The 25,291-nt window shown below is 61.1% G+C and carries 23 protein-coding genes; 7 read left to right on the forward strand and 16 right to left on the reverse strand.

Features of this window, described 5'->3' with window-relative positions; genetic code table 11:
- Positions 1–98: 98 nt before the first annotated feature.
- Positions 99–470 carry a hypothetical protein gene (locus WYH_RS05250; RefSeq protein WP_046903003.1) on the reverse strand — a complete coding sequence of 124 codons (372 nt, stop codon included), beginning with the start codon at positions 468–470 and terminating at the stop codon, positions 99–101.
- Positions 471–715: 245 nt separating this feature from the next.
- On the opposite strand from WYH_RS05250, the gene WYH_RS05255 reads away from it, so the two are divergent.
- Entirely contained in the window at positions 716–2,254 is a 1,539-nt protein-coding gene (locus WYH_RS05255; protein ID WP_235979890.1) for an MBL fold metallo-hydrolase, read from the forward strand.
- 37 nt (positions 2,255–2,291) lie between these two features.
- On the opposite strand, the gene WYH_RS05260 is transcribed toward WYH_RS05255, so the two are convergent.
- Positions 2,292–2,894, reverse strand: a complete 603-nt coding sequence (locus tag WYH_RS05260) for a murein L,D-transpeptidase catalytic domain family protein (RefSeq protein ID WP_046903005.1) — start codon at positions 2,892–2,894, stop codon at positions 2,292–2,294.
- A 95-nt stretch (positions 2,895–2,989) separates the two neighbouring features.
- On the opposite strand from WYH_RS05260, the gene WYH_RS05265 reads away from it, so the two are divergent.
- Positions 2,990–4,117, forward strand: coding sequence for a L,D-transpeptidase family protein (locus tag WYH_RS05265; RefSeq protein WP_046903006.1), 1,128 nt, complete (start codon positions 2,990–2,992; stop codon positions 4,115–4,117).
- Positions 4,118–4,144: 27 nt separating this feature from the next.
- Here the strand turns inward: WYH_RS05265 and WYH_RS05270 are convergent, their stop codons facing one another.
- Genes WYH_RS05270 through WYH_RS05280 form a run of 3 tightly spaced genes read right to left on the reverse strand, consistent with a single transcriptional unit; the run spans position 4,145 to position 8,396 of the window.
- A complete protein-coding gene (locus WYH_RS05270) occupies positions 4,145–5,302 on the reverse strand; it encodes an efflux RND transporter periplasmic adaptor subunit (protein ID WP_046903007.1) in 1,158 nt (385 codons plus the stop codon).
- Positions 5,299–7,662, reverse strand: coding sequence for an ABC transporter permease (locus WYH_RS05275; protein ID WP_046903008.1), 2,364 nt, complete (start codon positions 7,660–7,662; stop codon positions 5,299–5,301). The genes WYH_RS05270 and WYH_RS05275 overlap by 4 nt, the downstream gene beginning before the upstream one ends.
- Complete coding sequence (locus tag WYH_RS05280; protein ID WP_046903009.1) at positions 7,659–8,396, reverse strand: ABC transporter ATP-binding protein; 738 nt, start codon at positions 8,394–8,396, stop codon at positions 7,659–7,661. The genes WYH_RS05275 and WYH_RS05280 overlap by 4 nt, the downstream gene beginning before the upstream one ends.
- Before the next feature lie 258 nt (positions 8,397–8,654).
- Between WYH_RS05280 and WYH_RS05285 the strand changes: the two genes are divergently transcribed.
- Entirely contained in the window at positions 8,655–9,146 is a 492-nt protein-coding gene (locus WYH_RS05285) for an Hsp20/alpha crystallin family protein (RefSeq protein WP_046903010.1), read from the forward strand.
- Positions 9,147–9,260: 114 nt separating this feature from the next.
- Here the strand turns inward: WYH_RS05285 and WYH_RS05290 are convergent, their stop codons facing one another.
- The 4 genes from WYH_RS05290 to WYH_RS05305 form a co-directional block, all read right to left on the reverse strand.
- The gene (locus tag WYH_RS05290) at positions 9,261–9,707 is read right to left on the reverse strand and encodes a baeRF12 domain-containing protein (RefSeq protein ID WP_046903011.1); all 447 of its coding nucleotides are present in this window, start codon (positions 9,705–9,707) and stop codon (positions 9,261–9,263) included.
- Between the two features lie 162 nt (positions 9,708–9,869).
- The gene (locus tag WYH_RS05295) at positions 9,870–10,550 is read right to left on the reverse strand and encodes a phosphoribosyltransferase (protein ID WP_046903012.1); all 681 of its coding nucleotides are present in this window, start codon (positions 10,548–10,550) and stop codon (positions 9,870–9,872) included.
- The gene (locus WYH_RS05300) at positions 10,550–11,212 is read right to left on the reverse strand and encodes a dienelactone hydrolase family protein (RefSeq protein ID WP_046903013.1); all 663 of its coding nucleotides are present in this window, start codon (positions 11,210–11,212) and stop codon (positions 10,550–10,552) included. Before WYH_RS05300 ends, WYH_RS05295 begins: the two co-directional genes overlap by 1 nt.
- 3 nt (positions 11,213–11,215) lie before the next feature.
- A complete protein-coding gene (locus WYH_RS05305) occupies positions 11,216–12,553 on the reverse strand; it encodes an erythromycin esterase family protein (RefSeq protein ID WP_046903014.1) in 1,338 nt (445 codons plus the stop codon).
- Between the two features lie 136 nt (positions 12,554–12,689).
- On the opposite strand from WYH_RS05305, the gene WYH_RS16980 reads away from it, so the two are divergent.
- Positions 12,690–12,860 (forward strand): hypothetical protein, encoded by a 171-nt coding sequence (locus WYH_RS16980; RefSeq protein ID WP_169780713.1) that lies wholly within the window; start codon positions 12,690–12,692, stop codon positions 12,858–12,860.
- Between the two features lie 53 nt (positions 12,861–12,913).
- On the opposite strand, the gene WYH_RS05310 is transcribed toward WYH_RS16980, so the two are convergent.
- The 7 genes from WYH_RS05310 to WYH_RS05345 form a co-directional block, all read right to left on the reverse strand.
- Positions 12,914–14,137 (reverse strand): potassium/proton antiporter, encoded by a 1,224-nt coding sequence (locus WYH_RS05310; RefSeq protein ID WP_046904838.1) that lies wholly within the window; start codon positions 14,135–14,137, stop codon positions 12,914–12,916.
- A 272-nt stretch (positions 14,138–14,409) separates the two neighbouring features.
- The gene (locus WYH_RS05315; RefSeq protein ID WP_046903015.1) at positions 14,410–14,709 is read right to left on the reverse strand and encodes a hypothetical protein; all 300 of its coding nucleotides are present in this window, start codon (positions 14,707–14,709) and stop codon (positions 14,410–14,412) included.
- Between the two features lie 581 nt (positions 14,710–15,290).
- Positions 15,291–17,666 carry a TonB-dependent receptor domain-containing protein gene (locus WYH_RS05325; RefSeq protein WP_053833405.1) on the reverse strand — a complete coding sequence of 792 codons (2,376 nt, stop codon included), beginning with the start codon at positions 17,664–17,666 and terminating at the stop codon, positions 15,291–15,293.
- A gap of 326 nt (positions 17,667–17,992) precedes the next feature.
- Positions 17,993–18,667, reverse strand: coding sequence for a putative bifunctional diguanylate cyclase/phosphodiesterase (locus WYH_RS05330; protein WP_244877983.1), 675 nt, complete (start codon positions 18,665–18,667; stop codon positions 17,993–17,995).
- A complete protein-coding gene (locus WYH_RS05335; protein ID WP_053833407.1) occupies positions 18,571–20,289 on the reverse strand; it encodes a diguanylate cyclase domain-containing protein in 1,719 nt (572 codons plus the stop codon). Before WYH_RS05335 ends, WYH_RS05330 begins: the two co-directional genes overlap by 97 nt.
- Before the next feature lie 162 nt (positions 20,290–20,451).
- On the reverse strand, positions 20,452–21,207 hold the full coding sequence (locus WYH_RS05340; RefSeq protein ID WP_169780715.1) for an HpcH/HpaI aldolase family protein: 756 nt from the start codon (positions 21,205–21,207) through the stop codon (positions 20,452–20,454).
- 12 nt (positions 21,208–21,219) lie between these two features.
- The gene (locus WYH_RS05345) at positions 21,220–21,783 is read right to left on the reverse strand and encodes a gamma carbonic anhydrase family protein (RefSeq protein ID WP_046904840.1); all 564 of its coding nucleotides are present in this window, start codon (positions 21,781–21,783) and stop codon (positions 21,220–21,222) included.
- A 205-nt stretch (positions 21,784–21,988) separates the two neighbouring features.
- Between WYH_RS05345 and WYH_RS05350 the strand changes: the two genes are divergently transcribed.
- Genes WYH_RS05350 through WYH_RS05360 form a run of 3 tightly spaced genes read left to right on the forward strand, consistent with a single transcriptional unit; the run spans position 21,989 to position 25,169 of the window.
- Positions 21,989–23,137, forward strand: a complete 1,149-nt coding sequence (locus tag WYH_RS05350; protein WP_280513195.1) for an iron-containing alcohol dehydrogenase family protein — start codon at positions 21,989–21,991, stop codon at positions 23,135–23,137.
- The gene (locus WYH_RS05355; RefSeq protein WP_244877967.1) at positions 23,134–24,435 is read left to right on the forward strand and encodes an MFS transporter; all 1,302 of its coding nucleotides are present in this window, start codon (positions 23,134–23,136) and stop codon (positions 24,433–24,435) included. The genes WYH_RS05350 and WYH_RS05355 overlap by 4 nt, the downstream gene beginning before the upstream one ends.
- A complete protein-coding gene (locus WYH_RS05360) occupies positions 24,432–25,169 on the forward strand; it encodes an SDR family oxidoreductase (protein ID WP_046903020.1) in 738 nt (245 codons plus the stop codon). The genes WYH_RS05355 and WYH_RS05360 overlap by 4 nt, the downstream gene beginning before the upstream one ends.
- Positions 25,170–25,291: the final 122 nt, after the last annotated feature.

Below are 25,291 nucleotides of genomic sequence, written 5' to 3' on the forward strand. Positions count from 1 at the left end.
GGCCTGTCTTGCGCATCAGCGTGCGAGCGTCAAAGTGAAGTTTGGATTCCCGGTCGGCTGCGTGGCCAGCCTGCCACACCATATGGCCGCTGCGGGGCTTATTCCGGCTCTGCGGATCTGACCGTCACGACCCTGTAGGGAAGACGGTCGCCGTCCGGTTCGGTCAGGGTTACATAATTGCCCGCCACCAGGGGATGATGTTCGAGATGAAACAAATCCTCGTCATCGGCATCTCCGGGCCGGTATGAAAATGCCCAGCCATCGCGCTTGTGCAGGATTGCACCGCGCTGCACCCCTTCCCCTGGCCAGATGCGCTGGACTGTCGCCCGGCCGCGGTTCTGTTCAAAAGCTTCACGGTCGATCAGCCCGTCTTCGCCAAGTGGCAGAACCAGTTCATAGGCATGTTGCGCCGATCCTTCCGGATATTCCGGGGTGCGGGCCAGGGTCAGTCGGACAATCTTCCAGGTCATTTGCAAATTCCCCCATCTGAATGGCCGCTGCGGCCGCATTTCGGGATGTATTGCATTGGAATATCACAGCCGTCATCTAGTAAAACCGTGTCGAGGGTGCTTTCCCCCGGATCGCTGGTCCGCCCTACTACTTATCCTGCTGATGCGCATGGTAAGACAATGTTCGAGAATGGATTGTCATGAGCTCCAGTTCCCCCCTCACAGTTGCTTTTCACGGCGCCGCGCGAACGGTGACAGGATCATGCATGGAGTTTTCGCATCGGGGTAAGTCCATCCTCGTCGATTGCGGCATGTTCCAGGGAAGTCGCTCGCTGGAAAACCTCAATATGGAGGATTTTGCCTTCGCGCCGGGCAAGCTGGATGCCGTCATCCTCAGCCATGCCCATATCGATCACAGCGGGCTTCTGCCAAAGCTGGTGGCCGAGGGGTACAAGGGGCCGATCTGGTGCACGGGCCCGACACGTGACCTGCTCGAATTCATGCTCGCCGATGCCGGGCGCATCCAGGAATCGGAAACCGAACGGCGCAATCGGCGGCGCGACCGCGCGGGGGAAGATCCGTTCGAACCGATCTATACCGAACAGGATGCGCTGGCGGCCTGGGAACAGTGCAAACCCGTACCGCTGGAAGAATGGTTCGAACCGGCACCGGGCGTTCGCGCCCGCCTGTGGAATGCCGGACATATTCTCGGCTCCGCCTCGGTCGAACTGGAATGCGAAGGGACAAGGGTGATGTGTTCGGGCGATCTGGGCCCGGAAAACAAGGCCTTCCAGCCCGATCCCGAAGGACCATCGGGTTTCGATCACGTGATCTGCGAAACCACATATGGCGACCGGGAGAGGGAACGGATTTCGCTCGAGCAGAGGCGCAAATTGCTGGAGGTGGAAGTCAATGCGGCGATTGCCCGTGGCGGCAATCTCGTCATCCCAGCCTTCGCCCTTGAACGAGCGCAGGAACTACTGCTCGACCTGGCCTTCCTGTTGCAGGAGGGTGCCATTCCCAAGGTGCGGATATTCCTGGATTCACCGCTGGCGAACAGGGTCACTGGCGTATTCGGCCGCTATGCCCACGAGCTTGAGGACACTGGCGGCAGGAACATCTTTGAACATCCGTCCTTCCACTTCACCACGGATGTGAGCGAATCGATCAAGCTCAATTCCGTATCCGGCGCAGTCATCATCGCTGCTTCGGGAATGTGCGAGGCCGGGCGCATACGCCACCACCTGAAACACAATCTGCACCGGCGGGAATCGACCGTTCTATTCGTCGGATATCAGGCAGAGGGAACGCTTGGGCGGGTCATTCTGGAAGGGGCGCAAACCGTGCGCATTTCCGGGGCGGATGTCCGCGTGCGGGCACAAATCCGCCGCATCGATTCCTATTCCGCCCATGCCGACAAGGGCGAATTGCTGACATGGATGGAAGAACGCCAGCCGGTGAGCGGGAGCCTGTTCCTCTGCCATGGCGAGCCCGGCGCGCTGGAAGGGATGCGCCGCGAATTGCAGAAACGGCACCGGGAACAGTCCGTGCGCGTGCCGCAAATCGGGGAAGTCTATTCGCTGCCCGCCGGCGAACCGGCAAAGCGCCTGGCCACCGGCCGCAGCGATATCCAGGACGTAGTCGGCAGGGACTGGCAGAATGCCTATGCCGAATTCGCCACTTCGCTGAAGACAAGGCTTTCTGAAATCCGCGACGAGGAACGCCGGATGGCCGCGCTGAAACAGATGCGCGGCGTGCTGGATTCCTATGCCGAACACCGGGCAAGGAAGGGCAAGCAGGATTGAAGCCAGGCCGCTTCCCGACCCCGGAACAGGGATGCAGCTATTTCGCCGCGAAAAGCAGCCGCCCGCTTCCCAGCCGGTCAAGAACCGTGCCGATCGTCCGCTGTTCCACGGTGAAACAGCCAAGGCTGCGCCCCACCCGGCCGTGCCGGTCCGCCATTGTGCGGTCCACATAGTCCGCGCCATGGATCACGATCGCACGATCGAAAGCGGCATCGTTCTGCGGTTCCAGCCCGTGCAGGCGGCGCGAACGCCCATGCTTGCCGTAATAGGCCGCTCCGGTGAGGAATGCCCCTTCGGACGATGCATTGGATCCGGGGCGGTTGGAAAAGCGCTGCACCATCCCGGTATTGGCCGGATCGGATCCGCGGCCATGGGCGACGAACAGGGATTCCACGATGCGGCCATTGCCGGCATCCACGATGTGAAAGCGCATTTCCCCCGACTTCGCGGCAAAATCCACGATACCGAAAGTATCGCGATGCTTGATGCGGGAGCCATGCCGATCAAGAGCAGCCATTGCCTGCGACAGATGAGGGGGGCGATTGGCAAGTCTGGGCGCGGCAAAGGCGCGCGGCGCAGCAACAAGGGAAACACCCGCAGCAAGCGACGCACCGATAAAGCGCCGACGGTCAAAAGTCATAACACGATCCCGATACTTAGTGTTTTTTATAAGTATTGAGCAGATAACCCAACGTTACCAAGGTAGGCATCATTCTCGTGAAAAAAAGTATATTGATGACTGTCGCCATGACTCTTGCCCTTCTGGCGGCACCGCTGCAAGCCAGCGCCCCCGCCTGGGGCCACGGGGAAATTGCCACGCTGAAACGCTGGATATCGGCCGCACCGCTGGATGCCCTGCCGGTATTACCCACCGATCGTCTCGATGCAGCCACCACCGCGGGGGATGCCGACGCCATGGAAACACAGGCCACTTCACTCGCCCTGCGGTTGGCCCGGATGCATCTTCTCGGCTCCGCCAGCGTCGCCGAACGTAGCGGCTGGAACATTAATGATACCGACAAGGAAATGGATCTGGAGCCGCTCCTGGCCGCCGCGGTGGAGAATGGCACGCTGGATGCGTTCTTCGCCACTTTGCGTCCGCGCCACCAGGAATATTCCGCACTGAAATCGGCCTATGCGAAAGAACCGGACGAGGCGAAGCGCACCACGATCGGCCGCAATATGGAGCGCTGGCGCTGGCTACCCCGATCGCTGGGCGGCAATTACGTGATGGTCAATCTGCCCAAATTCGAAGCCTATCTCTGGCGCGATGGCATGAAGGCCGGAGCCTGGCCGGTCATCGTGGGCAAGACCAGCACGCCCAGCGTCGTTTTCGACACCACGATTACCGGAGTGACGCTCAACCCGTGGTGGGAAATCCCGGCCAGCATCGTGCGGGAAAGCATCGGCAGCCTGGTCCGGCGCAATCCCGCCCTCGCCCGGTCGCGGGGCTATGTCTGGAACGATGGCCGCTATCGCCAGAAGCCGGGGCCCAACAATGCCCTCGGTCAGATGAAGCTCGTCATGCCCAATCCTTACAGCATCTATATGCACGATACGCCGAACAAGAATCTCTTCGCAGAGGATGTTCGCGCCTTCAGCCATGGCTGCATCCGCACGGGAGACGCCATCGGCTATGCCGCGACATTGCTGCAGGGCGTAAAATCGCGCGAGGAAGTCGACGCGATCGTGGAATCGGGCGTAACCACGACGCTGGATCTTGCGCGCCCGCTGCCAATCTATGTCGTCTATTTTACCGCTGTGGCCGATGGGCAAGGCGGCGTGGAAACACTGCGTGATCTCTATAACCGGGACCGCCGCATCTCCGTTCCGCCGCCGGTCACCGGATGCGGGCAGGAATGAATATCCGCGCCCGACTGCAACCGCCGATCACCTGCGTATGGAAATCGGATCCCCATCTTCCAGCGCATTTCCGGGATTTAGGATCACCGTCTCGCCTTCATCCAGGCCGGAAAGGACTTCGGCGAATTCGTCATTGAGATGGCCAATGACTATTTCCCGTTCGCGCGCCCGGCCACCATCATCGACGAATACCCGCCATTCGCCATCTCCGCCGCGAAACATGGCCCCTATTGGCAGGCGCAATGCGTCATCGCTGCTCCACAATATGATCGTGGCGTCGATCTGATAGCCATGCCCCAGACGCGCGGCAGCTGAACGCGATGCTTCGGTGAAGCTGATGATGACATTCACCCGCTGCTCTTCAATACCGAGTGCCGAGATCTTCAGCCGGCCGAACGGTTCGATCCGTTCCACCCGCCCCATCAATGGTTCAGCCCCGCCCCATTGCGATATCCGCACCGGATCACCCGGCGAAATGCGCACGGCTTCACGGGATAGCAGATCGACAACGGCCTCTATCCGATCGGGATCGCCAATCGTCATCAGCTGCGTGCCTTCCAGTATCACGCCTTCGCTCTCATTGATGACCGACATGACAGAGCCGCCCGCGGGCGAATAAACCGGAACCTGCACTGCGCCCGCGGCGGATGGCTGCCCCATGGCGGCCCTTATCCGCGCTGCTTCTGCCCGGCCCTGGGCCAGCGCGCCCTCCGCAGTCGCCACGCGCGTTCGCGTTGCCTCAAGTTGCGCGCGGGGCAGGAAGCCGCGCCTTGCCAGCTCCTCCGCCCGGGCCAGGTCGCGCCTCGCCTGGCCAAGCGTGGCCTCTGCCGAACTGACAGAGGCCCGCGCCGCTGCCAGCGCGCCCCGAAGCTCTTCCGCGCTACGCCGATCGAGCGGCGTTGCCGGGCGCCCGCGCATGGTGGTGATAAGCGCTCCGGGCTCCACCCGGTCGCCCGCTTCCAGCTCTATTCGGTCGAGATAGCCCGTCACCGGGGCTGAAACGACATAATATTCCTCGGCCCGCGTCACCCCGTCATCCGTCACGCCGACATGCATCGCTCCGCGCGAGACAGTGGCAACATCGACGGAAAGGGAGGTAGGCCAGAACGCATAGACAAACCCGGCCAGCATGATTGCCGCAATCGAAATGGCCCAGCGCCAGCGTTTGAGGAAGTGAAGCATCATTCCCGCGCCTTCAGAACGCGCACCATGTCCAGCCGCATCACGCGCAACGCCACCAGCGCCGCCGTTGCCAGGGCCGCCAGCAATATGACGACAGTTGCATAGCCAAAGGATGCCCATGTGGGCGCAAAAGGAAGGCGGAACAATTCGGAACTGAACATCGCGATGGTCAATTGCGCCAGCCAGTAACCGATAACCCCGCCTAGCGGCACGGACGCAAGGACCAGAATTGCCAGTTCACCGATCAGGATCAGCCCCACCTCACTACGCTGATAGCCGAGGACGCGCAGAGTGGCGAGTTCGTGCGAACGCTCGGAAAACAGGATCCTGGCGCTGTTATACACCACCCCCACCGCAATCGCCGAAGCGAAGGCAATGTAGAAGGACATCATCGTGAAGATGTTTTCGTCAATCATCTCCTCGAAAAGATCCATCGCCGCGCTCCGTTCGGTCACGCCCAGCACAACCGGCATCTGCCTGAGTTCGGCAAGGATATTGTCGCGCGCGGCCGGATCGATCAGCAGAAGGGCCGACCCGACCGGCGCCGCATCGCGTGCAAGGGCGAGCAGAGTGCGCTCGGCGGCATAGGCGTTGGCGCCGATGAATTCATCCACCACGCTTGCAACGGGCAAGCTCATCTCGGTCCGGTGACCACCCAAGACTTCGACATACAGCCTGTCTCCCGTATCGACGGCAAGCTGGTCGGCAAGCTGCCGGCTTAGCATCAGCCCGGATACTGGCATCGCAATCTCCCCGCCGCCACTATCGATGCGGGCCGTCAGCCATGCCTGCGCAGGAGCGCCCTGTATTGCGGTGCGCTCCGTCCGGTTTCCGTTGGACAGCCGTACCGGGATATCCCTTCTGCCTTCCACGCGCATCACACCGGGAATCTGCGCAATTTCATACAGGACATCTTCATTGCGCGCTTCGGTAAAACTCACGGTCAGATCCTGGCGCTGCGCCCGCGAGAAATAGGATTCGAGCATGTAATTCGTGGAATCCATGAACTGCATGGTCGTGAACAGCAGGCCGAGCGACAGGGCCACACCCAGCGCGGTGATGGCAGAACGCCCCGGCCAGCGTGCAATGTGGCGCACGATCATGTGGCCGATCGCGCTGAACCCTGCCAAGCGCCCCAGATTCTCTACCGCGCCGCTCCGGTAAACAGGCGGTGGAGGGGGCGACATGGCCACCGCCGGTGCCAGGCTGACGGCGCTTCTCATGCCGCCCAGCGCGCCAAGCGTCGCCGACAGGAGAGACAGGGAAGCGGCGGCAAGCAGGACCGGGGGCGATACGTGATAGGAAAGGAAGGGAAAGCGGTAATATTCGGCATATAGCCGCGTCATTTCCTGCCCCATCCAGATGCCGGCCGCTGATCCCGGCAGCGCGCCGGCAAGGGCAATCGCCAGGGCGAATTTGAAATAATGCCAGGCGACCTGGCGGCTGGAATAACCGAATGCCTTGATCAGCCCGATCTGGGTCCGTTCGGTGCGGATCATCCGGCCAAGGACGATATAGACCAGAAAGGTCGAAACGAGCAGGAAGATCGGCGGGATCAGCCGGGTCATCGCGTCGAGCTGCTGCAGGTCGCTGTCAAGGAAGGCGTGGCTGATATGATCTTCCCGGCCATAGGCGCCCGTGCCGCCATATGGTTCCAGAATGCGGTCGACCTGCCGGATCACATCCGCCCGGCTGACACCCCGCCGCAAGGTCAGAGCCAGTGAATTTATGGCTTCCCTTCGATCGGTCGCCGCCTCCAGCGCATCCCGCCCCATCCAGAAGATGCCATATCTCTCATTATCGGGGATGAGGTCACCCGGCGCGATCGAATAGATGTAATTGGGGGCAAGCCCGATGCCGACGATATCCAGGCGTTGCCGGTTGCCATAGATCAGGGCTGCCACACTGCTTCCGGGAACGAGATTGTTGGCCTCCGCAAAGGCTTCATCCACGACCACTTCCCCGGGCTGGCCGGGCCGAGGCATCCGCCCTTCCCGCAAGGTGACGAGGTTCAGCCGATCGCGCCCATATTCGTCCACGGAATTGACAAGCGCGCGCACAGGCACGTTGCGGCCGGGGAATTCCAGCGTCGCATATTGCTGGATCGATCCCTCCGCGCGCTGAACGCCGGGCAAGGCGGCGATCCGGGCGACAACGGAACGGGGTGCCCGCGTCAGGTTGGCGAAGACATCCGCAAAGTGATTGCGCTCGTAATAGACATCCCGCGTTTCCGTGAGCGAGCGATAAACCCCGACCGACAGGACAAAAGTTGCGGTTGCTGCGCCCAGCACCAGCGCAATTGCCAGAACCTGCCCGCGCATGCGCCACAGATCGCGCAAAAGCTTGCGATCAAGCGCCTTCACCAGGTGATCTCAACGGGCTGGATCGGGTGATCGTTCTTCTCGATCCGGGCGATCTGCCCGTCGAGGAAATGGAATACGCGGTCAGCAACGGCCCCGATACCGACATTATGCGTGATGATGATCACGGTCGTGCCCAGTTCGCGATTGGCACGAACAAGGGTTTCCAGAACACGGATTCCGGTCTGGCTGTCCAATGCCCCGGTGGGTTCGTCGCAAAGCAGGACGCCGGGCCGTTTCGCGACCGCACGAGCCACGGCGACGCGTTGCTGTTCCCCGCCTGATAATTGTGCGGGATAATGATGCGCCCGGTCCCCGAGACCCACCATTTCGAGCGCTTCTCTTGCATCCATCGGATCGGCGGCGATGTCCGTCACCAGTTGCACATTCTCTTCGGCCGTCAGGCTGGGGATGAGATTGTAGAACTGGAAGATGAAGCCGACGTTCTGGCGGCGAAACCGGGTCATTTCATCCTCCTTCATCCCGGTCAGTTCCGTCTCGCGATAGAAAAGCCTGCCCTCGGTCGGACGATCCAGCCCGCCCACAATATTGAGAAGAGTGGATTTTCCGCTGCCCGACGGGCCAAGCAGGACCAGCATTTCCCCCTGGGCCACATCAAGGTCCACTCCGCGCAGGGCCTCCACCTCGGTTTCGCCCGTGCGGTAGATCTTGCGCAGCCCCTCACCCCGGAAGGCAGACCCCCTTGATTGATCAGCCGCTTCTGGCCGCGCCGACATCACCGAAAGACCTCACATTGCCGGTGGCAGACCCTACGGTCCGGATGGGAGAAGCTTCTCCTTGGAGCATGAACGGACGGAATATTGCCTCCGATGATGTATTCCGGCCAGCAAGCACCAGCCCAATCGAAAAGAATTACGTAACTTACCCAATGTCGAGCCAAAAATACCCGCTTCTATTGTCGGCACCGGACCTTCAGCACCGCCATGCCTGTGCTGGAGGCTCTCGATTTCGATCCCGTATTATGGAGGCCAATCATGAACGACCAGTCTTCTGTCCCGGCAACGACGAAACGCAGCGCCGGCTCGCTTCTGGATACTCCAATTGGCCGATTGCGCGATGAGATTGACAGGCTGTTCGACGATTTCGGTATTGGTATGCCAGGGCGCGGCATCTTCGCTTTTCCAGGACGCACCGAATTGATGCCGGCAGTCGATCTTGCCGATAAGGGCGATCATTACGAACTGGCTGTCGAACTGCCGGGAATGGAAGAAAAAGACATCGATATCGAAGTTTCCGAGGGTGTTCTGTCGATCTCCGGCGAAAAACGCGAACAAAGCGAAAAGAAGGAAGCCGGCTATCTGATGAGCGAGCGAAGATATGGTTCGTTCAACCGGCGGATTTCGCTTCCGCCCGACATCGACCCCGACAGCATCGAGGCGAAGGTCCGCCAAGGTGTGCTCAAGCTGGAAATCAAGAAGGACCAGGAAGTCCAGAAACGCAAACGGAAGATCAAGATCAAGGCCTGACCCGAACATCTGAAGGCTGCGAGAGGCACGGGGAAAACCATTCCTCGACGTGACGATTGCCGGGGCGGCAATATTCCTCCCCGGCATCGGCGGCCGGCAGATTTCAGAGGCCGGTTACGGGTGGAAGGACTCTATCGCGTTTACAATGTCATCGGTCGTATGACGGACCAGATCCTTGGCGATTTCTCCGCACAAACGGGCACGGGTCGCATTGCCGTAATGCTGGCGCAATTGGCCAAGACTGTGCGGATCGGCGATCACGACAATTTCTCCTTCAGGATTGGCCTCGGCACATTTTTCCAGGCTTTCTGCCGCCTTGCGCGAAAATGCCTCCTCGCCCTCGTCGTGCCAGTTGGTTTCCTGATAACTGCTCCGCATTTCTCCTGAACTGGACCGTGTGCGGCCGGGCGTATCGTCGCCTTGCATTCGAGAAGCCGGATTTTGCGCTTCGTCATGCACCAGAGTGGTGAGAACCGGATATTTCTCGTCGCCTTCGTTGCGAAAGAGCAAGAGTTTCTGGCCATCCGCGACAAGGACAAGCGCGCCATTTTCTATCTTCATGAACACCTCCGGTAATCCCGTGCGCCAGCCTGTGCCTGGCGAGCGGATACGACCACCGAAATGTCGTGTGAAAACCGGGAGCGGTCAGTCCGTAGAATTCCGGATATGGCGCCCGGTACCGGGATCCCTGCCGCTCCGGATCCCTCAACGGCACCGCCGCCATCAGTCTCCGTGAGAGACTACTTGGTGCCCCCGGTAGGAGCGGGCCATGATATCGATCACCTCGCTGTCAGGGGTCTGCGTGAAATCGGTATAATGCAGGCCAACGGCATGAAAGGGTTCGGGTGTCTCGAGCACCACGACCTCGTCACATTCCTTCCGCAGATCGTCCAGCACTTGTCGCGGCGCGACCGGCACGGCCAGCACGAGATGGGCCGGCTCGTTGCGCTTCACGCCTTGCAGGGCCGCTTTCACCGTGCCGCCCGTGGCGATCCCGTCATCCACCACGATGACGCAGCGCCCCTTCGGGGAAATGGGTTTCCGCCCCGCCATATAGGCATCCCGGCGGCGTTCGATCTCAGCCAGCTGACGCTGCAATTCCTGGTGGATATATTGCGAGGTCGGCGCGATCTGCCGAATGACATCCTCGTTGAGCACGAGCTGCGGTTCCGCCCCGTCAACCACTGCACCGATGCCAAACTCCTCATGGCCGGGAGCGCCAAGTTTGCGCACGAAGATGAGATCCATTTCCGCATCGAGCGCCAGGGCGACTTCGTAGGCGACGGGCACGCCCCCGCGGGGGAGAGCCAGGATCAGTGGGTTGCGGGATTTCAAATGCGCAAGCTCCGCCGCGAGGCGGCGTCCAGCGCTCCTGCGATCGGCGAATTTGCGCGGTCCATCCATCACTTGCTCCCATTTCCGAAAACCAGATGATCGCGCAGCCAGCGCTTTGCATGGCCAATGACCTGATCCAGCGTTCCCGGTTCTTCAAAGAGATGCCCCGCACCGGGCACGATAACGATTTCGTGCGGGCATCGTAGATGCCGTGCCGCCTGCCGGTTCAATTCGATAACTTGTGTATCGCGGCCACCCACGATCAGCTGTGTCGGGGCTTCTACCCGGGCGAGAGCGGTCGAACCGGCAAGGTCGGGACGCCCTCCTCGCGAAACGACGGCGCCAATTCGGTCCGGTATCCGGGCGGCAGCCATCAGGGCGGCGCCCGCCCCGGTGCTCGCCCCGAAAAAGCCCAGCGGCAAATTGGCGAGCTGCTTTTCGCTGTCGCACCATTCGACAGCCTCAACCAATCTGGAGGCAAGCGGATCGATATCGAAAACATTCGCCCGGTCCATCTCCTCTTCCGGTGTCAGCAGATCGAGCAGAAGCGTTCCCAGTCCGGCTTCCCGCAACCCGGCAGCCACGTGATTGTTGCGCGGGCTCAGCCTGCCGCTCCCGCTGCCATGGGCGAAGACGACCAGCCCGCCCGCATCCGCGGGAATGCCGAGAATGGCAGCCATTCCGCGCGGCTCGATCCGGACTTCCACGGTTTCGGGCGGAGGACGTGTCATAGGCTATAGTCCGAACGGATAGGTTTCGGGTGCGCCATGGGGATGTTCCGGCCCGAGCGGCGTCACCGCCTGCGTTTCCTCGAACCAGACATAGGCGTCGAACTGGTCGGCCAGAACCGCTTCGAAATAATGGCTCAGCAATTCCGTTTCCGGCCGATAGACGACCCCGATTGCCCTTTCGAGCAAGGAGGTGCGCAGCTTCGTCGCCAGCCCGGATTTTTCCGGGCCGCGCCAATCTGTCAGCGATCGGGCATAACCCGACCGGCGGAATGCATGTTCCCAACTGTCGGGGCGCGCCTCGCGCACCGTTTTGACACGCATATCCGCGCCCCAGTCATCCGCAGCCGCAACCGTGCCGCGATCGGTACCGAAGCCGATCAGCACCGCTTCATGGCCATGCGCCATGCGGCAGAGTTCCCCGATATTGAATTCTCCCCGCCATCCCATCGCAGTGGCGGAGGCATTTCCGATGTGAGAATTATGAGCCCAGACGACAGCCCTGGCACCATCGCCGCGATGAGCCAGCAATGCCTGCAGCGTTGCGAACATGTGCCGGTCGCGCAAATTCCAGCTTTCCGCAGATCCGCGATACATGGCCCGGTAATAACGTTCCGCGGCGAGAACGATCCGCGCGTTCTGCACGGCATCGAACCAGCTTTCACCATCCTGCGCCAGATATGACAGGCGGCGGTCGAGCAGTTCCTGCAACTGGCTTACCGCCGCATCTTCGCAGCCGGTGCGCCCACCGCGTTCCACCATGTGGCCATATCGCGCCGGATCATCCTGCCAGGGGGTGAGACAGCCATAGCGCGCCCGGGCACGAGCAGCCTCTTCCGGGTCCACCCGGTCAAGATATGTCAGCACTGCGTGGATGGATTCCCCCAGGCTGTAAACATCCAGTCCGTGGAAGGACGTGCGCTCGGCCTCGAGCAGTGCCTCGTTACGGGTTCTCAGCCAATCGGCGAATTCCAGCACTTCCAGATTGCGCCACATCCAGGTGGGAAAGCGCGCAAAGACATCGCCCCTCCTCGGCCGGGGGGCCCTGTGGCGGGAGTAATCATCTATCCTGGCGGCGTCCGGCCAATCCGCTTCCACCGCCACGATATTGAAGCCGTGATGTTCGATGAGCCTGCGCGTGATCGCGGCCCGGGCGCGGTAGAATTCGCTCGAACCATGCGTGGCCTCGCCAAGAAGAACGATTTGCGCATTGCCAAAACGGTCAAAACTTTCGCCGAACAGGTCGGCATTGGCCGGATCAGGCAGAGGCTCCGCCGCTTTATGGAGAGCCTGCACCAGATCTTCCGAAGCAACCTTGCGAGTCGATCTCGTCTGGAAAGTCATCTTCCCTGCTCCTCCGGTGAATAGTGATGCTTCACCGGCGCGGGCGCTGTTCGTAAATCTACGGATCGCTTCTATACTGACCTTTGCCTTCAATACGCAGCGCGAATCTTTTCGTGCCGACTGACAGAAGGCAGCCATGGCAACCGTACCGCCCGAACCGCCCAACCGGATCGATCCTTCAGGGCCGCCTGAAACGCCTCCGCCCCCACCGGACCCGGCGCCCGAACCCCCACCCGAAACCGAGCCCGATATGCCGGATTTCGACGAGCCGGATGTAAGCCCGGACGAATGGCCCTCGCCCCCGTAATCAGGTTCGGTGCCCGGCTGACGGGGTTCTGCCCGCCAGCCGGTGGATGCTGGTTATTGTGGCGCCGGCACAGTTTGCGGATCCTCCGCAGGCACCATGCCCAGCCTTCTGGCGAGCCAGTTCATCGTCGGCCCCTGTATCAGGCTGGACAACAGGACCACGAAGAACACGATATTGAAGATGGCGAAGGCCCCTGGCACGCCCGCCACGATCGGGAAGGTCGCCAGGACGATGGGAACCGCGCCGCGCAATCCCGCCCAGGAAATGAAGAGCTTTGCCCGCCAGCCGAACTGGCGAAATGGCCAGAGGCACAGGAACACGCTGAGCGGGCGGGCAACCAGCATCAGGATGAAGGTGATCGCAAGGCCCGGCCCGATTACATGGGTAAGGTTGGAAGGTGTGATAAGCAGGCCGAGCGTAAGGAACATCGCAACCTGGGCAAGCCAAGCCAGGCCATCCTGAAAGGTCGCCACAATGGGTCTGGCCGTATAATCGCGATTGCCCGCCATCAGGCCCGCCACATAGGCAGCGAGGAAGCCGTTTCCGCCGACAATCTGCGCGCAGCCATAGGCGATCAGCACGCTGGCCACCGATATCACGAAGGCCAGCCCTCCATGCACATAGGGAGATCGCTTGAGTATCTCTGCCATCAACCAGCCTGCCACGGCCCCGATGATGCCGCCAGCGGCCATCTGCAGGACGAAATCAGCGCCGAGCGAGAGCGCGGAGGTTCCCGGAGTGGCAAGGAACAGGAGCGCAGCCCCCACCAGGAAGATCGCCATCGGATCGTTGGAACCGGATTCCACTTCTATGAGAGCGCGGGCATCCGCATTCAGTTTCATATCGCTTGAACGCAATATGGCGAACACCGCCGCGGCATCGGTGGAAGCGACCACGGCGCCCAGCAGAAAGCCCTGGAACGGTCCGAAGCCCAGGATCAACATGGCCGCGCCGCCCACTATCGCCGCGCTCAGCAATACGCCGACCGTGGCCAGCAGCAGCGCAGGCGCGGCAACGCGGCGCACATCCCGCCACTCTGTATCCAGACCGCCCGAAAAGAGGATGAAAATCAGGCAGGCGACGCTGATGCCTTGCGTCAGAAGATAATCTTCAAAGGATATGCCGCCCGGTCCATCGACACCCGCCAACATGCCAAGCGCGAGAAAGCCAATAAGCGCCGGCAGGCCGAAACGGCTTGAAAGCGTGCCGGCAAGGACGGTCAGAAGCAGCAGAATACCGACGGATAACAGCGCGACTTCGGGGCTGATGATTGGCATGATCAACCCCGATCCGGCCTGGCACCCATACGGGCCAGGAAGCTGTTCACCAGCGCTTTCATCGTCGGTTTCATTATCCTCTACGTTTTCTGACCGTCCAATCTTGCCGTTCTGCAAGATTACGTCGTTCTTACCGCCCTTGGTTCGGACGGTAACGGATGATTGCAGGAACAACAGCGCATATCAGTAATCCCGCCTGTTCCTGCATATATTCCGGCCTGCTGTTTCCTGCCTGGCGGTGAATTCCGCCTTGCTGGCAGCAGGCCGCCCCCTCATGGCGCGAACAAGCCCACCAGGGCGAACAAGGAGAAGCAGATCGACACGCCGATGATGGCATAGATCGCTTCTTTCAGTGATATCCGATCGATATGCTCCCGCCGGAATTGCGTATAGCCGGCGACAATCGTTTCATTGCTGGCCAGGCTTGCCACATCGAATGCGCTGGCCTTGCGGAACCATTGCTTCAAATCCTGCAACTGCTGTTCGTCGATATGCGGATATGCCTGAAGGAGCGCTGCGACCTGGTCGTAGCGGTCGGCCGGGCTGGATGCCTCGGACTGTTCGTTGGTCATTATTGATCCTGATTATATGCAAATTGGCATTATCGCCTCCGTCGAGGCGCGCTTGATCAGGATTTCAGGGGAGGAGCGCGCGGCCCTTCTGCGGGCGAATGCGGCCATGGAACAGGCGGTGCCGTCTGGCGCCGCCCCGGCCATATGTGGGATGGCCCTTTCGCTTCGGCGCCCGACAGGCGGACGGGCGGCGCAATGTGGGCAAACAATGTCGAAGGCAGCTGCACGAGCGACGCTCGCGAGTTCACCTCATGGCGCGTCGAAAGCGATACCTCCGCCGTATCGGCGCTGAAGGCGGAACCATATCTCGTCTCGGCCGACAGCGGCTTAGTCGGCAGCGCTTGCAAGGCAATAATGCCCAGCATCGCGAGCACGAGAAGCCTGAAAGAGGCAGGAAGAGCGGAACCGAGCTTCACGCCCTGGAAAGTATGACGCGCGATGGGTCTAAACAAGATGGTGAGCCAGGGGGAAAAGCAGGTTTTTGCGCCCCGATCACACAATATGGCGAATGGCATGGCGGCCGGGCTGCCCAGCCCTATGGCCAGGGGGCGCCAGCTCTCCCGGCGCCCCCAAACACAGACTTAGAACTGCGCCCTGAGATTGACCCAGTAGCTTCGTGCCTTGTCCTTGTTGTTGTAATCATCCACGAAAACCGGCTCGAAACTGCCATCTCCATTATCGATGAAGCTCGTGCGATAGCTGGTGAAGTCCGTGTCGAGCAGATTGTTGATGCGACCGCCCACGGTGATGTGCTCGTTCAACTGGAACTGCCCGCCCAGATTCAGCACGGTGTAGCTCTTGAAATAAAGCCGTTCGCCCGTGCCCGCGTCCACTCCGCGATATCTGCGGGATCGATGCTCTGCATTGAGCTGCGCGCTGATCCGGTCAGTGGGTGACCAGTCCAGCGTGGCATTGGCCATATGCCGTGCCGTGTTGGTGAGCGGCAGCCCCTCATCCGATCCGCTGAGCTGCTTGCTGTCCGTATAAGTGTAATTGGCGCGCAGGTTGAATTTCTGCAGGAAACGGATGCGGCCGGCAACTTCGACCCCTTCCACTTTCGCCTCATCGATATTGACCGGCTGATTGACCGTGCCACCCAGGCCGAGGATGGTGTAATAATCGCCCAGATTGGCGCAGGGTCGTTCCCCGCCGGTCACTTCGCAAGGCTGCACCGTTTCGCTGGCGATCTTGTCATCGAACTTGTTGTGGAAATAGGTGACATTGATCCCGGTGCCGGGAAGCGGATCCCAGTAAATCGCCACTTCGGTATTCACGCTGGTTTCAGGCGTCAGGAAGGGGTTGCCGACAAAGGGGGAGGTCCCCTGCCCGCCGAAACCGCGAATGCCATCGTAAAGATCGGTGGTCTTGGGCGTCTTGTAGCCAGTGCTGACACCGCCCTTCACAACCAGAGTGCTGGTTGCATTGAACACACCATAGACCCGCGGCGAGAACTGCCCGCCAAACAGGTCGTGCTCGTCATAACGCACACCTGCGGTCAGGGTGAAAAGGTCCAGGGGCGACCAATTGTCTTCCACGAAGATCGACCATTGTTTCTGCTTCTGCACGGCAGAAATGCCTTCTTCGCTCTGTTCCAGGCCGAAGACCGCATCGAACAGTTCCCCGTCGATATACTGGCCGCCAACGACCACTTCATGATCGCCCGCAAGGTCCGCCAGCGGGATCACCATGCGCGCATCGGCGGTGAACTGGCTGGATTTCAGGTCGCGGTCAGGACGCGGCAGGAATGTTTCCGCCGCAATCTCGCGGCGCTCGTCCTCGCTCAGCCCCGCATAGTCGCCCGTGCCATCATAGATTTCCTGCAGCAGCAGCCGCTCCGCCACGGAGAAGGGCCGCGTGCGGCCACGATTGACGGTATCGACATAGGCGAGCGAGACGAAGCTGCGGCCAAACGACCATTCGCCATTATGCGTGACCGACCAGTTGGTGCGGTTGAAGCGCTGTTCGTCCTTGTAGCCGACACGCGGTGCCACGATACCGCCGCGGGTCTGCCAGATGGTGTCGATACTATCGAGCGTGCCGAGCGGAAAACTGACCTCCCCCGTATCGGGATCGGTAATCGGCGTGTTGTCATATTTCTGCCGAGAGATGTCGTAATCGAATTCGATGGTGTGCTTGTCTGACGGCGTCCAGGCGAGCGTGCCGCCCACGCTGTAATTGGTGTTGTCCACGGTTCGGCCACCACCGCCGAAGCCGAGCGCGCGGACATGCGTGACACCCGCGGGATCGGTGACAGGGCGGAATTCCGGATTGGAAGCCATCCGTTCATAGATCGAGCCGCGCAGCGAAATGCCCAGCGCATCGCCCAGGATCGGTCCGCTCAAGCCCGCATCGAAAGTGATGTCATCGCCGAAGCGGCTATCTTCCTGGAAGCTGCGCCCGACCGTGGCGGAACCCGACCAGCGGCGGCTGACGGGCCGCGTGATGATGTTGATGACGCCGCCCATCGCATCCGCACCATAAAGCGTCGAGGCGGGACCGCGGATAACCTCTATCCGCTGGACCGTATCGAGCGGCGGAATGTGATTGAACCCATTGCCGCCAAAATTGTTCGGGTAGATATCGCCATGATTGTTCTGCCGCTTCCCGTTGATCAGCAGCAGCGTATAGTCGGCGCCCATGCCGCGAATGCTGATCGTGCGCTGGCCGGTCTTGTCGGCAGTTTCCCCGACATCGACGCCTTCCAGGTCACGCACTGCGTCGATCAGCGTCATATAAGGACGTTCGGCGAGGATTTCCGCCGGGATGACGCTGATGCTGGCAGGAGCATCGGTGATCTTCTGCGCAAAGCCAGCGGCTGTCACCACGATCGCGTCTTCCGACGAAACTTCCGTATCCCCCTGCCCCTGCGCCATGGCCGGCGCAGTCGCTCCCAATCCTGCGGCACCCAGAACCGTACCGGCAACCAACCAACTTGCCCGCCTCAATCGATCAGTCATTTTCGTCCATTCTTGCTAATTGTTCGCATTATTGATTGCGCCAATGGTCGAAACGGAAGCGCCCGTCAATCGGGCTGGTCAGCGAAATCGCGTTTTCGCTGAAAAAGTGTGGGCCATGTGAAGATTGCCCCCGCCACGAGGGGGGCGTCAGGCTTTTACCCAGCAGGCGCGAGACTTCGCGCTGCGCGGCACAGTCACAGCGAAAGAAAAATCCGCCCCGCCCGGCATCCAGCCCGGCGCAGCATGGAAGGAGTTGTCCTGTTTCGGAACACTCACTCGCCTGTCCGGGACCGGAAACCGGCCTGCCCAATGCGAGGATCGAGGATCTAGGCTGCTCTACCCTGCTTGTAACGCTCGATCGACTGGCGAAGTTCGCTTGCCGGCACCGCCTTGGAGAACAAATAGCCCTGCAACATATTGCAGCCTGCGGACCGCAGATATTCGTGCTGCCCGGACGTTTCCACGCCCTCGGCAGTGACCTGAAGCCCCATCGCGTGGCCCAGCGTGATGACAGCCGTAATGATCGCGCTGGATTCGAGGCTTTGCCCGAGCCCCTGAGTGAAACTCTTGTCGATCTTTATCCGGTCGACGTCAAAATTGCGCAGACAGCTGAGCGACGAATAACCCGTGCCGAAATCGTCAAGCGCTATACGGAAACCGGCTTTCCGGAAGCGGCGCAAAGCGCCTCTGACCAGTTCGTTCTGATCGAGCACCACGCCTTCGGTCACTTCGAATTCGATCTGGGAAGGATCAATTCCAGCTTCGCGCACAAGCCGGCACGCCCGCTCCGCAAAATCCTCGTCACAGAACTGCACCGGCGAGAGATTTATGGCGATCGTCAGGTGCGGCCATTCGCGCGCGACTTCGCAGGCTTCACTCAGGACATGATCGCCCAATGCGGAAATCAGGCCCGTCTCTTCCGCCACCGGTACGAATTGCTGCGGCGGTACCCACCCCAGTTCCGGGTGGCGCCAGCGGAGAAGCGCCTCACCTCGCCGGATATGGAATCCACCAGGGGTTGGTAATGTATGCTGAGTTCGGTTCCAGAACATATTGCGTTGCGCAGATCACTCTCGATCGTTGCGCGCAACTGGACCGTTTCGTCCATTGACTGGTCGAAGAAGCGATAACAGTTTCGCCCCTCCGCTTTCGCCCGGTAAAGGGCAATGTCGGCCTTGCGCATCAGTTCGGTGCGGTCGCTGCCATATTCCGGGGCAATGACAATACCGATGCTTACCCCCACATGTACCTGATTGCCCAGAACTTCGTAAGGGCGCTGCACATCTTCAACAATGCGCTCGAGCGTGTCTTCAATGCCATGCGAGAGATCATCTTTCTCGATCAGGATGGCAAATTCATCCCCGCCGAGCCGCGCCACCGATTTTGAAGCCGGAAAGACGCGCAACAGGCGCATGCCGACTTCCCGGATGAGTTCGTCACCCACAAGATGCCCGAAGCGGTCGTTGACATGCTTGAACCGATCGAGATCGAGCAGGAGTATGGCCACCGCGTCACCGTGGCGCGACTTGATAAGAGCCTGTTCGACGCGATCATTGAACAAGGCCCGGTTTGGCAAACCCGTCAATGCATCGTGATATGCCAGATGGTGCGCTTGCGCTTCCTTGGCGCGCAGCTCGACATGGGCTTCCTCGAGCTGTGACAAATGCTCGTCATCCCGTTTCATCAGGATGCGCATGCCAAGAGCCATCAGCAGGACCAGCGTTGCTATGACCGCAAATGCCCCGGCAGCCGGAAGAAGCAGACCCTTGATCACAAGGGCTCCGGAAGGCTGCGGCTTCCAGAAGAAATAGGCGAGCCGGACACTGTCGCTGTTCGTCAATGCGGCCGAGCTTTCTCCGTCGAGAGGCGTCGGCGAATCCGAAATACGTGCGTCGAGCAGATAGTTACGCTGCGCCGCTTCACGGAGAAATTCGTCGTCGAGATACCGCAAGTTGACCAGCACCGGTGGCTGTTCGGCCGCCTGCGGCTCCCCCTGGGAAGAACGGGCCATCTGCATGACGCTGACAACAGCGATTCGATCGCCAATTCGGACAAGATCGGTCGAATGAACCACGTTCGGCGTCGTACGGACCGATGGGTAGGCGGTAACCGGCTCGTCCCAAAGGCCAGGCATCGGAGCAAGTACCAACGGCGCAGGCGGCGATCCGGGCAGGCGCTCACTGAGGTTGCTCTGTCCGCTTGGGCGTTGGATCTCGCCCCGCGCCAGTTGGACAAAACGCTGCAAAGCAGGGGCTACCTGATCGAATGCCGCAGGGGCCAGACGCTGGCGCTGGACAGAGGCATAAACCGGCCTGTCATCGGGATCGAGAATATAGGTTGCGTGCGCATCATAGAGATCGAACAGGGGTTCGCCGATATTCTTGTCCAGCCAGGCGCCATCCGGATCCGCAGAGGCGGCTTCCTCGATGCACTCTTCGCACATGCCGACGGATTCCTGGGCCAGCGCCAGTTCATCCATGGCTTCGCTCGTCGCTTTCCAGACTTCAGCCTGCTGCGCCATTGCCGAAAGTGAATCGGCACTCCGGCCGGCGGCTATCAATGCGGCACCGCACAACACGGAAGTGGCCAGCAGAACCAGCCCGCCCGGTAACAGAACTCGCATGCGGAAGCGCCTTTCAAAGCCGCCTCCCGCTCTCATAATCATGTCAGACAATCCGCGACCACAATGGCAAGCGGCTTGCCTATCAATCGTAAAGATACGGTTATGGGTTTTGCCTGAGCAGCCCAAAAAACATTCGGAGAGCGTCAGTGCGGCAGCGCGCGATCAACTTCGCGCTTCGGATACAAGGTCTTTCGCTGCCGCGCCGAACAATGTGGCATCATTGCTGACCATTACGAGCGAGAAGCCCATATGGCGGTAAAGCCGTGCATCGGCCGCATTGCCGGCCGCCGCGCCAGACAGGATCCCTGCTTCCCGCGTGGTATCGAGCACGCGCCTCGTCAGTTCGCGAACGTCCGCGGAATCGGGCCGTTTGCCGCTGGATAGCATCAGGTCCCCATGGCCGATGAAGATCCCGTTCACATGTTCAAGAGCCGCAAAATCGGCGCTGCTATCAAGACTTTGCCAGTCTTCCAGCTGGATCATGCGCAGACATTGTTTGTCACCCCGTTCGAGATAGGCGGACATGTCGCCCAGCCCCCACCGTCCGGCGCGGGAGGTCGTACCCAACCCCCGTTCACCACGCGGACTGAACACCATCTTGCGCGTTATCGCGCTGGCTTGCGCCAGTGTTGTTACTCGCGGCACCAGCAGCCCGTCTGCCCCCGCATCCAGCAATGGTTGAACGCTTGCCCCGCTGCAATCGGGAAGCCGGACAAGCGCCGCCATTCCAGCGGCCTGTGCTGCATGAACAAGGCGATAGGCAGTCTCCAGGCTGTGCGGGGCGTGTTCCATGTCGATGACGACGAAATCGAAACCCGCGAGGCCCAGCAATTCGACCGTCTCCAGCGAAGGCAGCTTCACCCAGGTGCCAAGCAGCCCACCGGCTGAACCATGTGCGAATTCGACGAAGTCCTGCATTGTCGGCATCCTTCAGCTTTCTGCGGCAAGGCCGCGATGGTGCTCCGCCATTTCGAGATAATGGTCGCACTGATCGGCCATTGCCGCGATTTCCTGCGGCCCAAGCGCGCGGCGGGGCCGCGCCGGGCGACCAGTCCATAATTCGCCTTCCGGCACTGTCTTTCCTGGCGGCAGGAGCGCGCCCGCCCCCAGCATTCCGGTGGATTGCACGCAGGCGCCGTCCATCACGATCGCGCCCATGCCGACAAAGCCACGGCTCTCTATCCGGCATCCATGCAGCAACGCCATGTGGCCGATCAGTACGTCTTCACCGATGATTACCGGTTGAATCGCGCCCCCGCCGCCCTTTCGCGGTCCTTCGACATGGATCACGCTGCCGTCTTGCACATTGCTGCGCGCCCCCACTTCTATCGGGGCCAGATCGCCGCGCAGAACGCAATTGTACCAGATACTTGCGCCTTCGCCGATCGTGACATCCCCGATGATCCTGGCACCGGGTGCGATGAAGGCGCCCGGAGGGATCCTGGGAGATCTGCCACCATGGGCAAGGATGAGTGCGCCGGGATGTTCATGCATGATTCCATCCTGCACAGGCTCCTCCCCTGCGAAAGCCGCCAGCGCGGCCCGAGCCGTTTTTGCCGCGATATGGTGCCGTCTGAGTCAAGTCAGGCGCCCCGCAGATGCTGGAAAGTCCGGCCCAAGACGGCGATAACGAACAGCGCGCGCCCGGAAGCGAAAGAGCAGAACAACCGGGTGGCGGGGAGGAGCTTCGGAGTTGGCATTGCAAAGATCACTCGACCTGTACCAGGTCCCCTGCGTCAGAGTCGGTGCCGGCGTCCTGATGCAATGCGCAACAGACTGCGCGGCCACTGGCGCACGCCGCGCCCTGATCCTGACCTCCACTCCGATAGCTCAGCTAGCCGAAAGGCTGGCCGGCGCCTTGCGTGAAGCCGGCGTCGAGCCAGTCATCCATGCGGAGGTGGATGGCGAACCGACCCGCCGCGATCTGGCCAACGCGCTGGCCGTGGCGGCAAATTCCCAGGTGGATTTCGTTATCGGCCTTGGCGGCGGCAGCGCGATGGACGTCGCCAAGCTGGTCGCCGCCCTGCACGGATCAGCGCATGATTTTGACGAGATCGCGGGCAACGCCCTTCTTCTGACACGCGGCCTCCCCCTCGCCTGCATCCCGACGACAGCCGGAACCGGCAGCGAGGTGACGCCCATCGCCGTGATCGAGGACGAGGAAGCCGAACTCAAGAAAGGTGTGGTCAGCCGCCATCTGGTGCCCGATTTTGCCTATCTCGATGCACAATTGACCTGTTCCATGCCGCGCGGGGTCACTGCCTCGACCGGGCTGGATGCTCTCACCCATTGTATCGAAGCATACGCCAACCGGCATTCGCACCCGTTGGTCGATTGCTGGGCCCTGGAAGGAATCCGGCTTATCGCCGCAAATCTGGAACGGGCCTGCGAACAGCCTGACGATCTTGCTGCACGCGAAGCCATGCTGATCGCCAGCCATCTGGGCGGAATGTGCCTGGGCCCGGTCAACACCGCTGCCGTGCACGCGCTCGCCTATCCGCTCGGCGGAGAGTTTCACATAGCGCATGGCGTCGCCAATTCCTTGCTTCTGCCTCATGTCATCCGCTTCAACGCGCAACACGAAGCCGGGCGCTATGCCGCAGTGGCGACTGCTCTTGGCGTAATTCCCGGCGGCGATCCGCATGGCGACGCAATGGCGGGCGTAGCGGAAATCGAACGATTATCCGCGGCCGTCGGGATTGACCGGCGGCTGAGCGATCTCGGCATCGGTGCAAATGCCCTGCCCAAGATGGCGGCTGCGGCCATGAGTGTTCAGCGGCTTTTGAAAAACAATCCACGAACTGTTTCGGAAGCCGATGCGCTGGCAATCTACGAGGCCGCATTGTGACCCCGGAAAAGCCGGACCGCAGCCTGTTCGGCTGGTATCGGGAGGCAGACCGCAAAACCCGGCGGGTCTTCTGGACCTGCGGGGCAGGCTGGGTGATGGATGCTGCCGACGCGCAGGTCTATCAATATCTGATCCCGCTTCTGATAACCTCGCTCGGCATTACGCTGACCGAGGCGGGTTCCATTGCCAGCGCCAGCTATTTCGCGGCGGCTGTGGGCGGCTGGCTTGGCGGCTGGCTCTGCGATCGCTTCGGGCGTGCACGCATATTGCAGATCACGATCCTGTGGTTTTCGGTCTTTTCCTTCCTTTCCGGATTTGCCGAAACCTATGAACAGATGCTGGTCATCCGCGTGCTGCACGGCATCGGCTTTGGTGCGGAATGGGCTGTCGGCGCGGTGCTGCTGGGTGAAATGATCAACCCCAGGCACCGGGGCAAGGCATTGGGCGCGGTTCAGGCGGGCGCGCCGATCGGCTCGGGGATCGCGGCTTTGCTGGCCGGGCCGGTTGCCGCCAGCTTCGATCCGGACCTTGGATGGCGGGTGGCTTTCTGGATCGGCCTGGCGCCTGCCCTGCTCATCTTCTTCATCCGCCGCGGTTCGGACGATGCCGAAGTGTACAAACTGGCCCGCGCACAGCAGCGCGCCGAAAATCGCACTGTCAGCCTTGGCGCCATCTTCGGCCCTGGAATGATCGGCGTGACGATGCTCGCCTCGATGCTCTCGCTCGGCGTTCAGGGGGCGGCCTATTCAGTGGCCAATTACCTGACCTCCTTCATGACGGCGGAGAGAGGGCTGACACAGGGCGTCGCGGGCTATCTCGTGCTCATCAATTCGATTGGCGGTTTCTTCGGCTGCATCACCAATTCCTATATCAGCGATCTTGCCGGGCGGCGGACGGTTTTTCGCATCTTCGGCTTCGGCTTTCTCGTCATGGCCTCGATCTATCTCTTCGGCCCATGGGGGGGAAATCTATGGTTCCTGGTTCCGATCGGGATGATCTACGGCTTCTTCCAATTCGGCATGTATGCGAGTTTCGGCCCCTATTTTACCGAGCTTTTCCCCACGGAAATGCGCGGTTCCGGCCAGGCATTTGCCTATAATTCCGGCCGGGCGGGCGCGGCGCTGTTCATCCTGGGCGTGCCGCTGGTGGCGCAGTTCATGCCGCTCAGCGCGGCAATGGCCACGCTGGGGATCGTGGGCATCATCTGCGCCTTGATCCCGACACTTATCCTGCCGGAAACTGCCGGCCGGGCATTGTCGGCCGTGGGCGAACAGAACAAGGCAGGGAACAGACCATGAGACCAACGCGCGTCATGCTTGTCATCGGCGGAAATCGGGGGATCGGTGCGGCCATTGCCCGGCTCGCCGCCAGCCGGGGCTATGCCGTGGCAATCACCTATGCCAGCAACGCCGCCCCGGCCGAAGACGTGGTGGCAGCAATAGAAGAAGCGGGCGGAACAGCGGCGGCCTTTCGCTGCGATGTCGCCGAAGAGGAAGATATACTGCGCCTGTTCGAGGATGCGGCGGTGCTCGGCCAGCTTTCAGCCATGGTCTATTCCAGCGGCATTACAGGCGATGCCTCCCCGCTTGCCGATGCGAGAGCCCGGACCTTGCGCGACGTGGTGGCAGTGAACCTGACGGGGGCCATGCTCTGCGCACGCGAAGCTGCCCGGCATATGTCCACGGGACGGGGCGGCCAGGGCGGTTCGATCACCTTCGTCTCCTCCCGTGCGGCAGACCGCGGTTCCGCGGGTGAATATGTCTGGTATGCCGCAAGCAAAGGCGGCGTGAACAGTCTTTCGCTGGGGCTGGCGCGCGAAGTTGCGGGCGAAGGCATCCGCGTGAACTGCGTATCCCCGGGCCCCGTGGCGACAGAGATGCTAAGTCCGGAACGGCAGGCAAAGGGGGCCGCGGCGGTCGCCATGGGCCGGGTGGCCGATCCGGCGGAAATCGCCGAAGCCGTGCTCTACATGGCGTCAGACCAGGCTTCCTATGTCACGGGCGCCAATCTGGCCGTAGCCGGAGGAGCGTGATTTCAGCCGAGCCTTGCCACGGATCAATTGATGATGGAGTGTGGAATGAACGGTCACGAGGCTCGTCAAAGAAGCCCGGCCGGGGAGAGAATGATGCAATCTTACAATTCCGACGCCCTGCC

The sequence above is a fragment of the Croceibacterium atlanticum genome, assembly GCF_001008165.2.
GTDB classification, from domain to species: Bacteria; Pseudomonadota; Alphaproteobacteria; order Sphingomonadales; family Sphingomonadaceae; genus Croceibacterium_C; species Croceibacterium_C atlanticum.

Coding starts and splice junctions, on each gene's coding strand:
- WYH_RS05250 (WP_046903003.1), bottom strand. CDS start 470: ATGACCTGGAAGATTGTCCGACTGACCCTGGCCCGCACCCCGGAATAT.
- WYH_RS05255 (WP_235979890.1), top strand. CDS start 716: ATGGAGTTTTCGCATCGGGGTAAGTCCATCCTCGTCGATTGCGGCATG.
- WYH_RS05260 (WP_046903005.1), bottom strand. CDS start 2,894: ATGACTTTTGACCGTCGGCGCTTTATCGGTGCGTCGCTTGCTGCGGGT.
- WYH_RS05265 (WP_046903006.1), top strand. CDS start 2,990: ATGACTGTCGCCATGACTCTTGCCCTTCTGGCGGCACCGCTGCAAGCC.
- WYH_RS05270 (WP_046903007.1), bottom strand. CDS start 5,302: ATGATGCTTCACTTCCTCAAACGCTGGCGCTGGGCCATTTCGATTGCG.
- WYH_RS05280 (WP_046903009.1), bottom strand. CDS start 8,396: ATGTCGGCGCGGCCAGAAGCGGCTGATCAATCAAGGGGGTCTGCCTTC.
- WYH_RS05285 (WP_046903010.1), top strand. CDS start 8,655: ATGAACGACCAGTCTTCTGTCCCGGCAACGACGAAACGCAGCGCCGGC.
- WYH_RS05290 (WP_046903011.1), bottom strand. CDS start 9,707: ATGAAGATAGAAAATGGCGCGCTTGTCCTTGTCGCGGATGGCCAGAAA.
- WYH_RS05295 (WP_046903012.1), bottom strand. CDS start 10,550: ATGGATGGACCGCGCAAATTCGCCGATCGCAGGAGCGCTGGACGCCGC.
- WYH_RS05300 (WP_046903013.1), bottom strand. CDS start 11,212: ATGACACGTCCTCCGCCCGAAACCGTGGAAGTCCGGATCGAGCCGCGC.
- WYH_RS05305 (WP_046903014.1), bottom strand. CDS start 12,553: ATGACTTTCCAGACGAGATCGACTCGCAAGGTTGCTTCGGAAGATCTG.
- WYH_RS16980 (WP_169780713.1), top strand. CDS start 12,690: ATGGCAACCGTACCGCCCGAACCGCCCAACCGGATCGATCCTTCAGGG.
- WYH_RS05310 (WP_046904838.1), bottom strand. CDS start 14,137: ATGCCAATCATCAGCCCCGAAGTCGCGCTGTTATCCGTCGGTATTCTG.
- WYH_RS05315 (WP_046903015.1), bottom strand. CDS start 14,709: ATGACCAACGAACAGTCCGAGGCATCCAGCCCGGCCGACCGCTACGAC.
- WYH_RS05325 (WP_053833405.1), bottom strand. CDS start 17,666: ATGACTGATCGATTGAGGCGGGCAAGTTGGTTGGTTGCCGGTACGGTT.
- WYH_RS05335 (WP_053833407.1), bottom strand. CDS start 20,289: ATGCGAGTTCTGTTACCGGGCGGGCTGGTTCTGCTGGCCACTTCCGTG.
- WYH_RS05340 (WP_169780715.1), bottom strand. CDS start 21,207: ATGCAGGACTTCGTCGAATTCGCACATGGTTCAGCCGGTGGGCTGCTT.
- WYH_RS05345 (WP_046904840.1), bottom strand. CDS start 21,783: ATGCATGAACATCCCGGCGCACTCATCCTTGCCCATGGTGGCAGATCT.
- WYH_RS05360 (WP_046903020.1), top strand. CDS start 24,432: ATGAGACCAACGCGCGTCATGCTTGTCATCGGCGGAAATCGGGGGATC.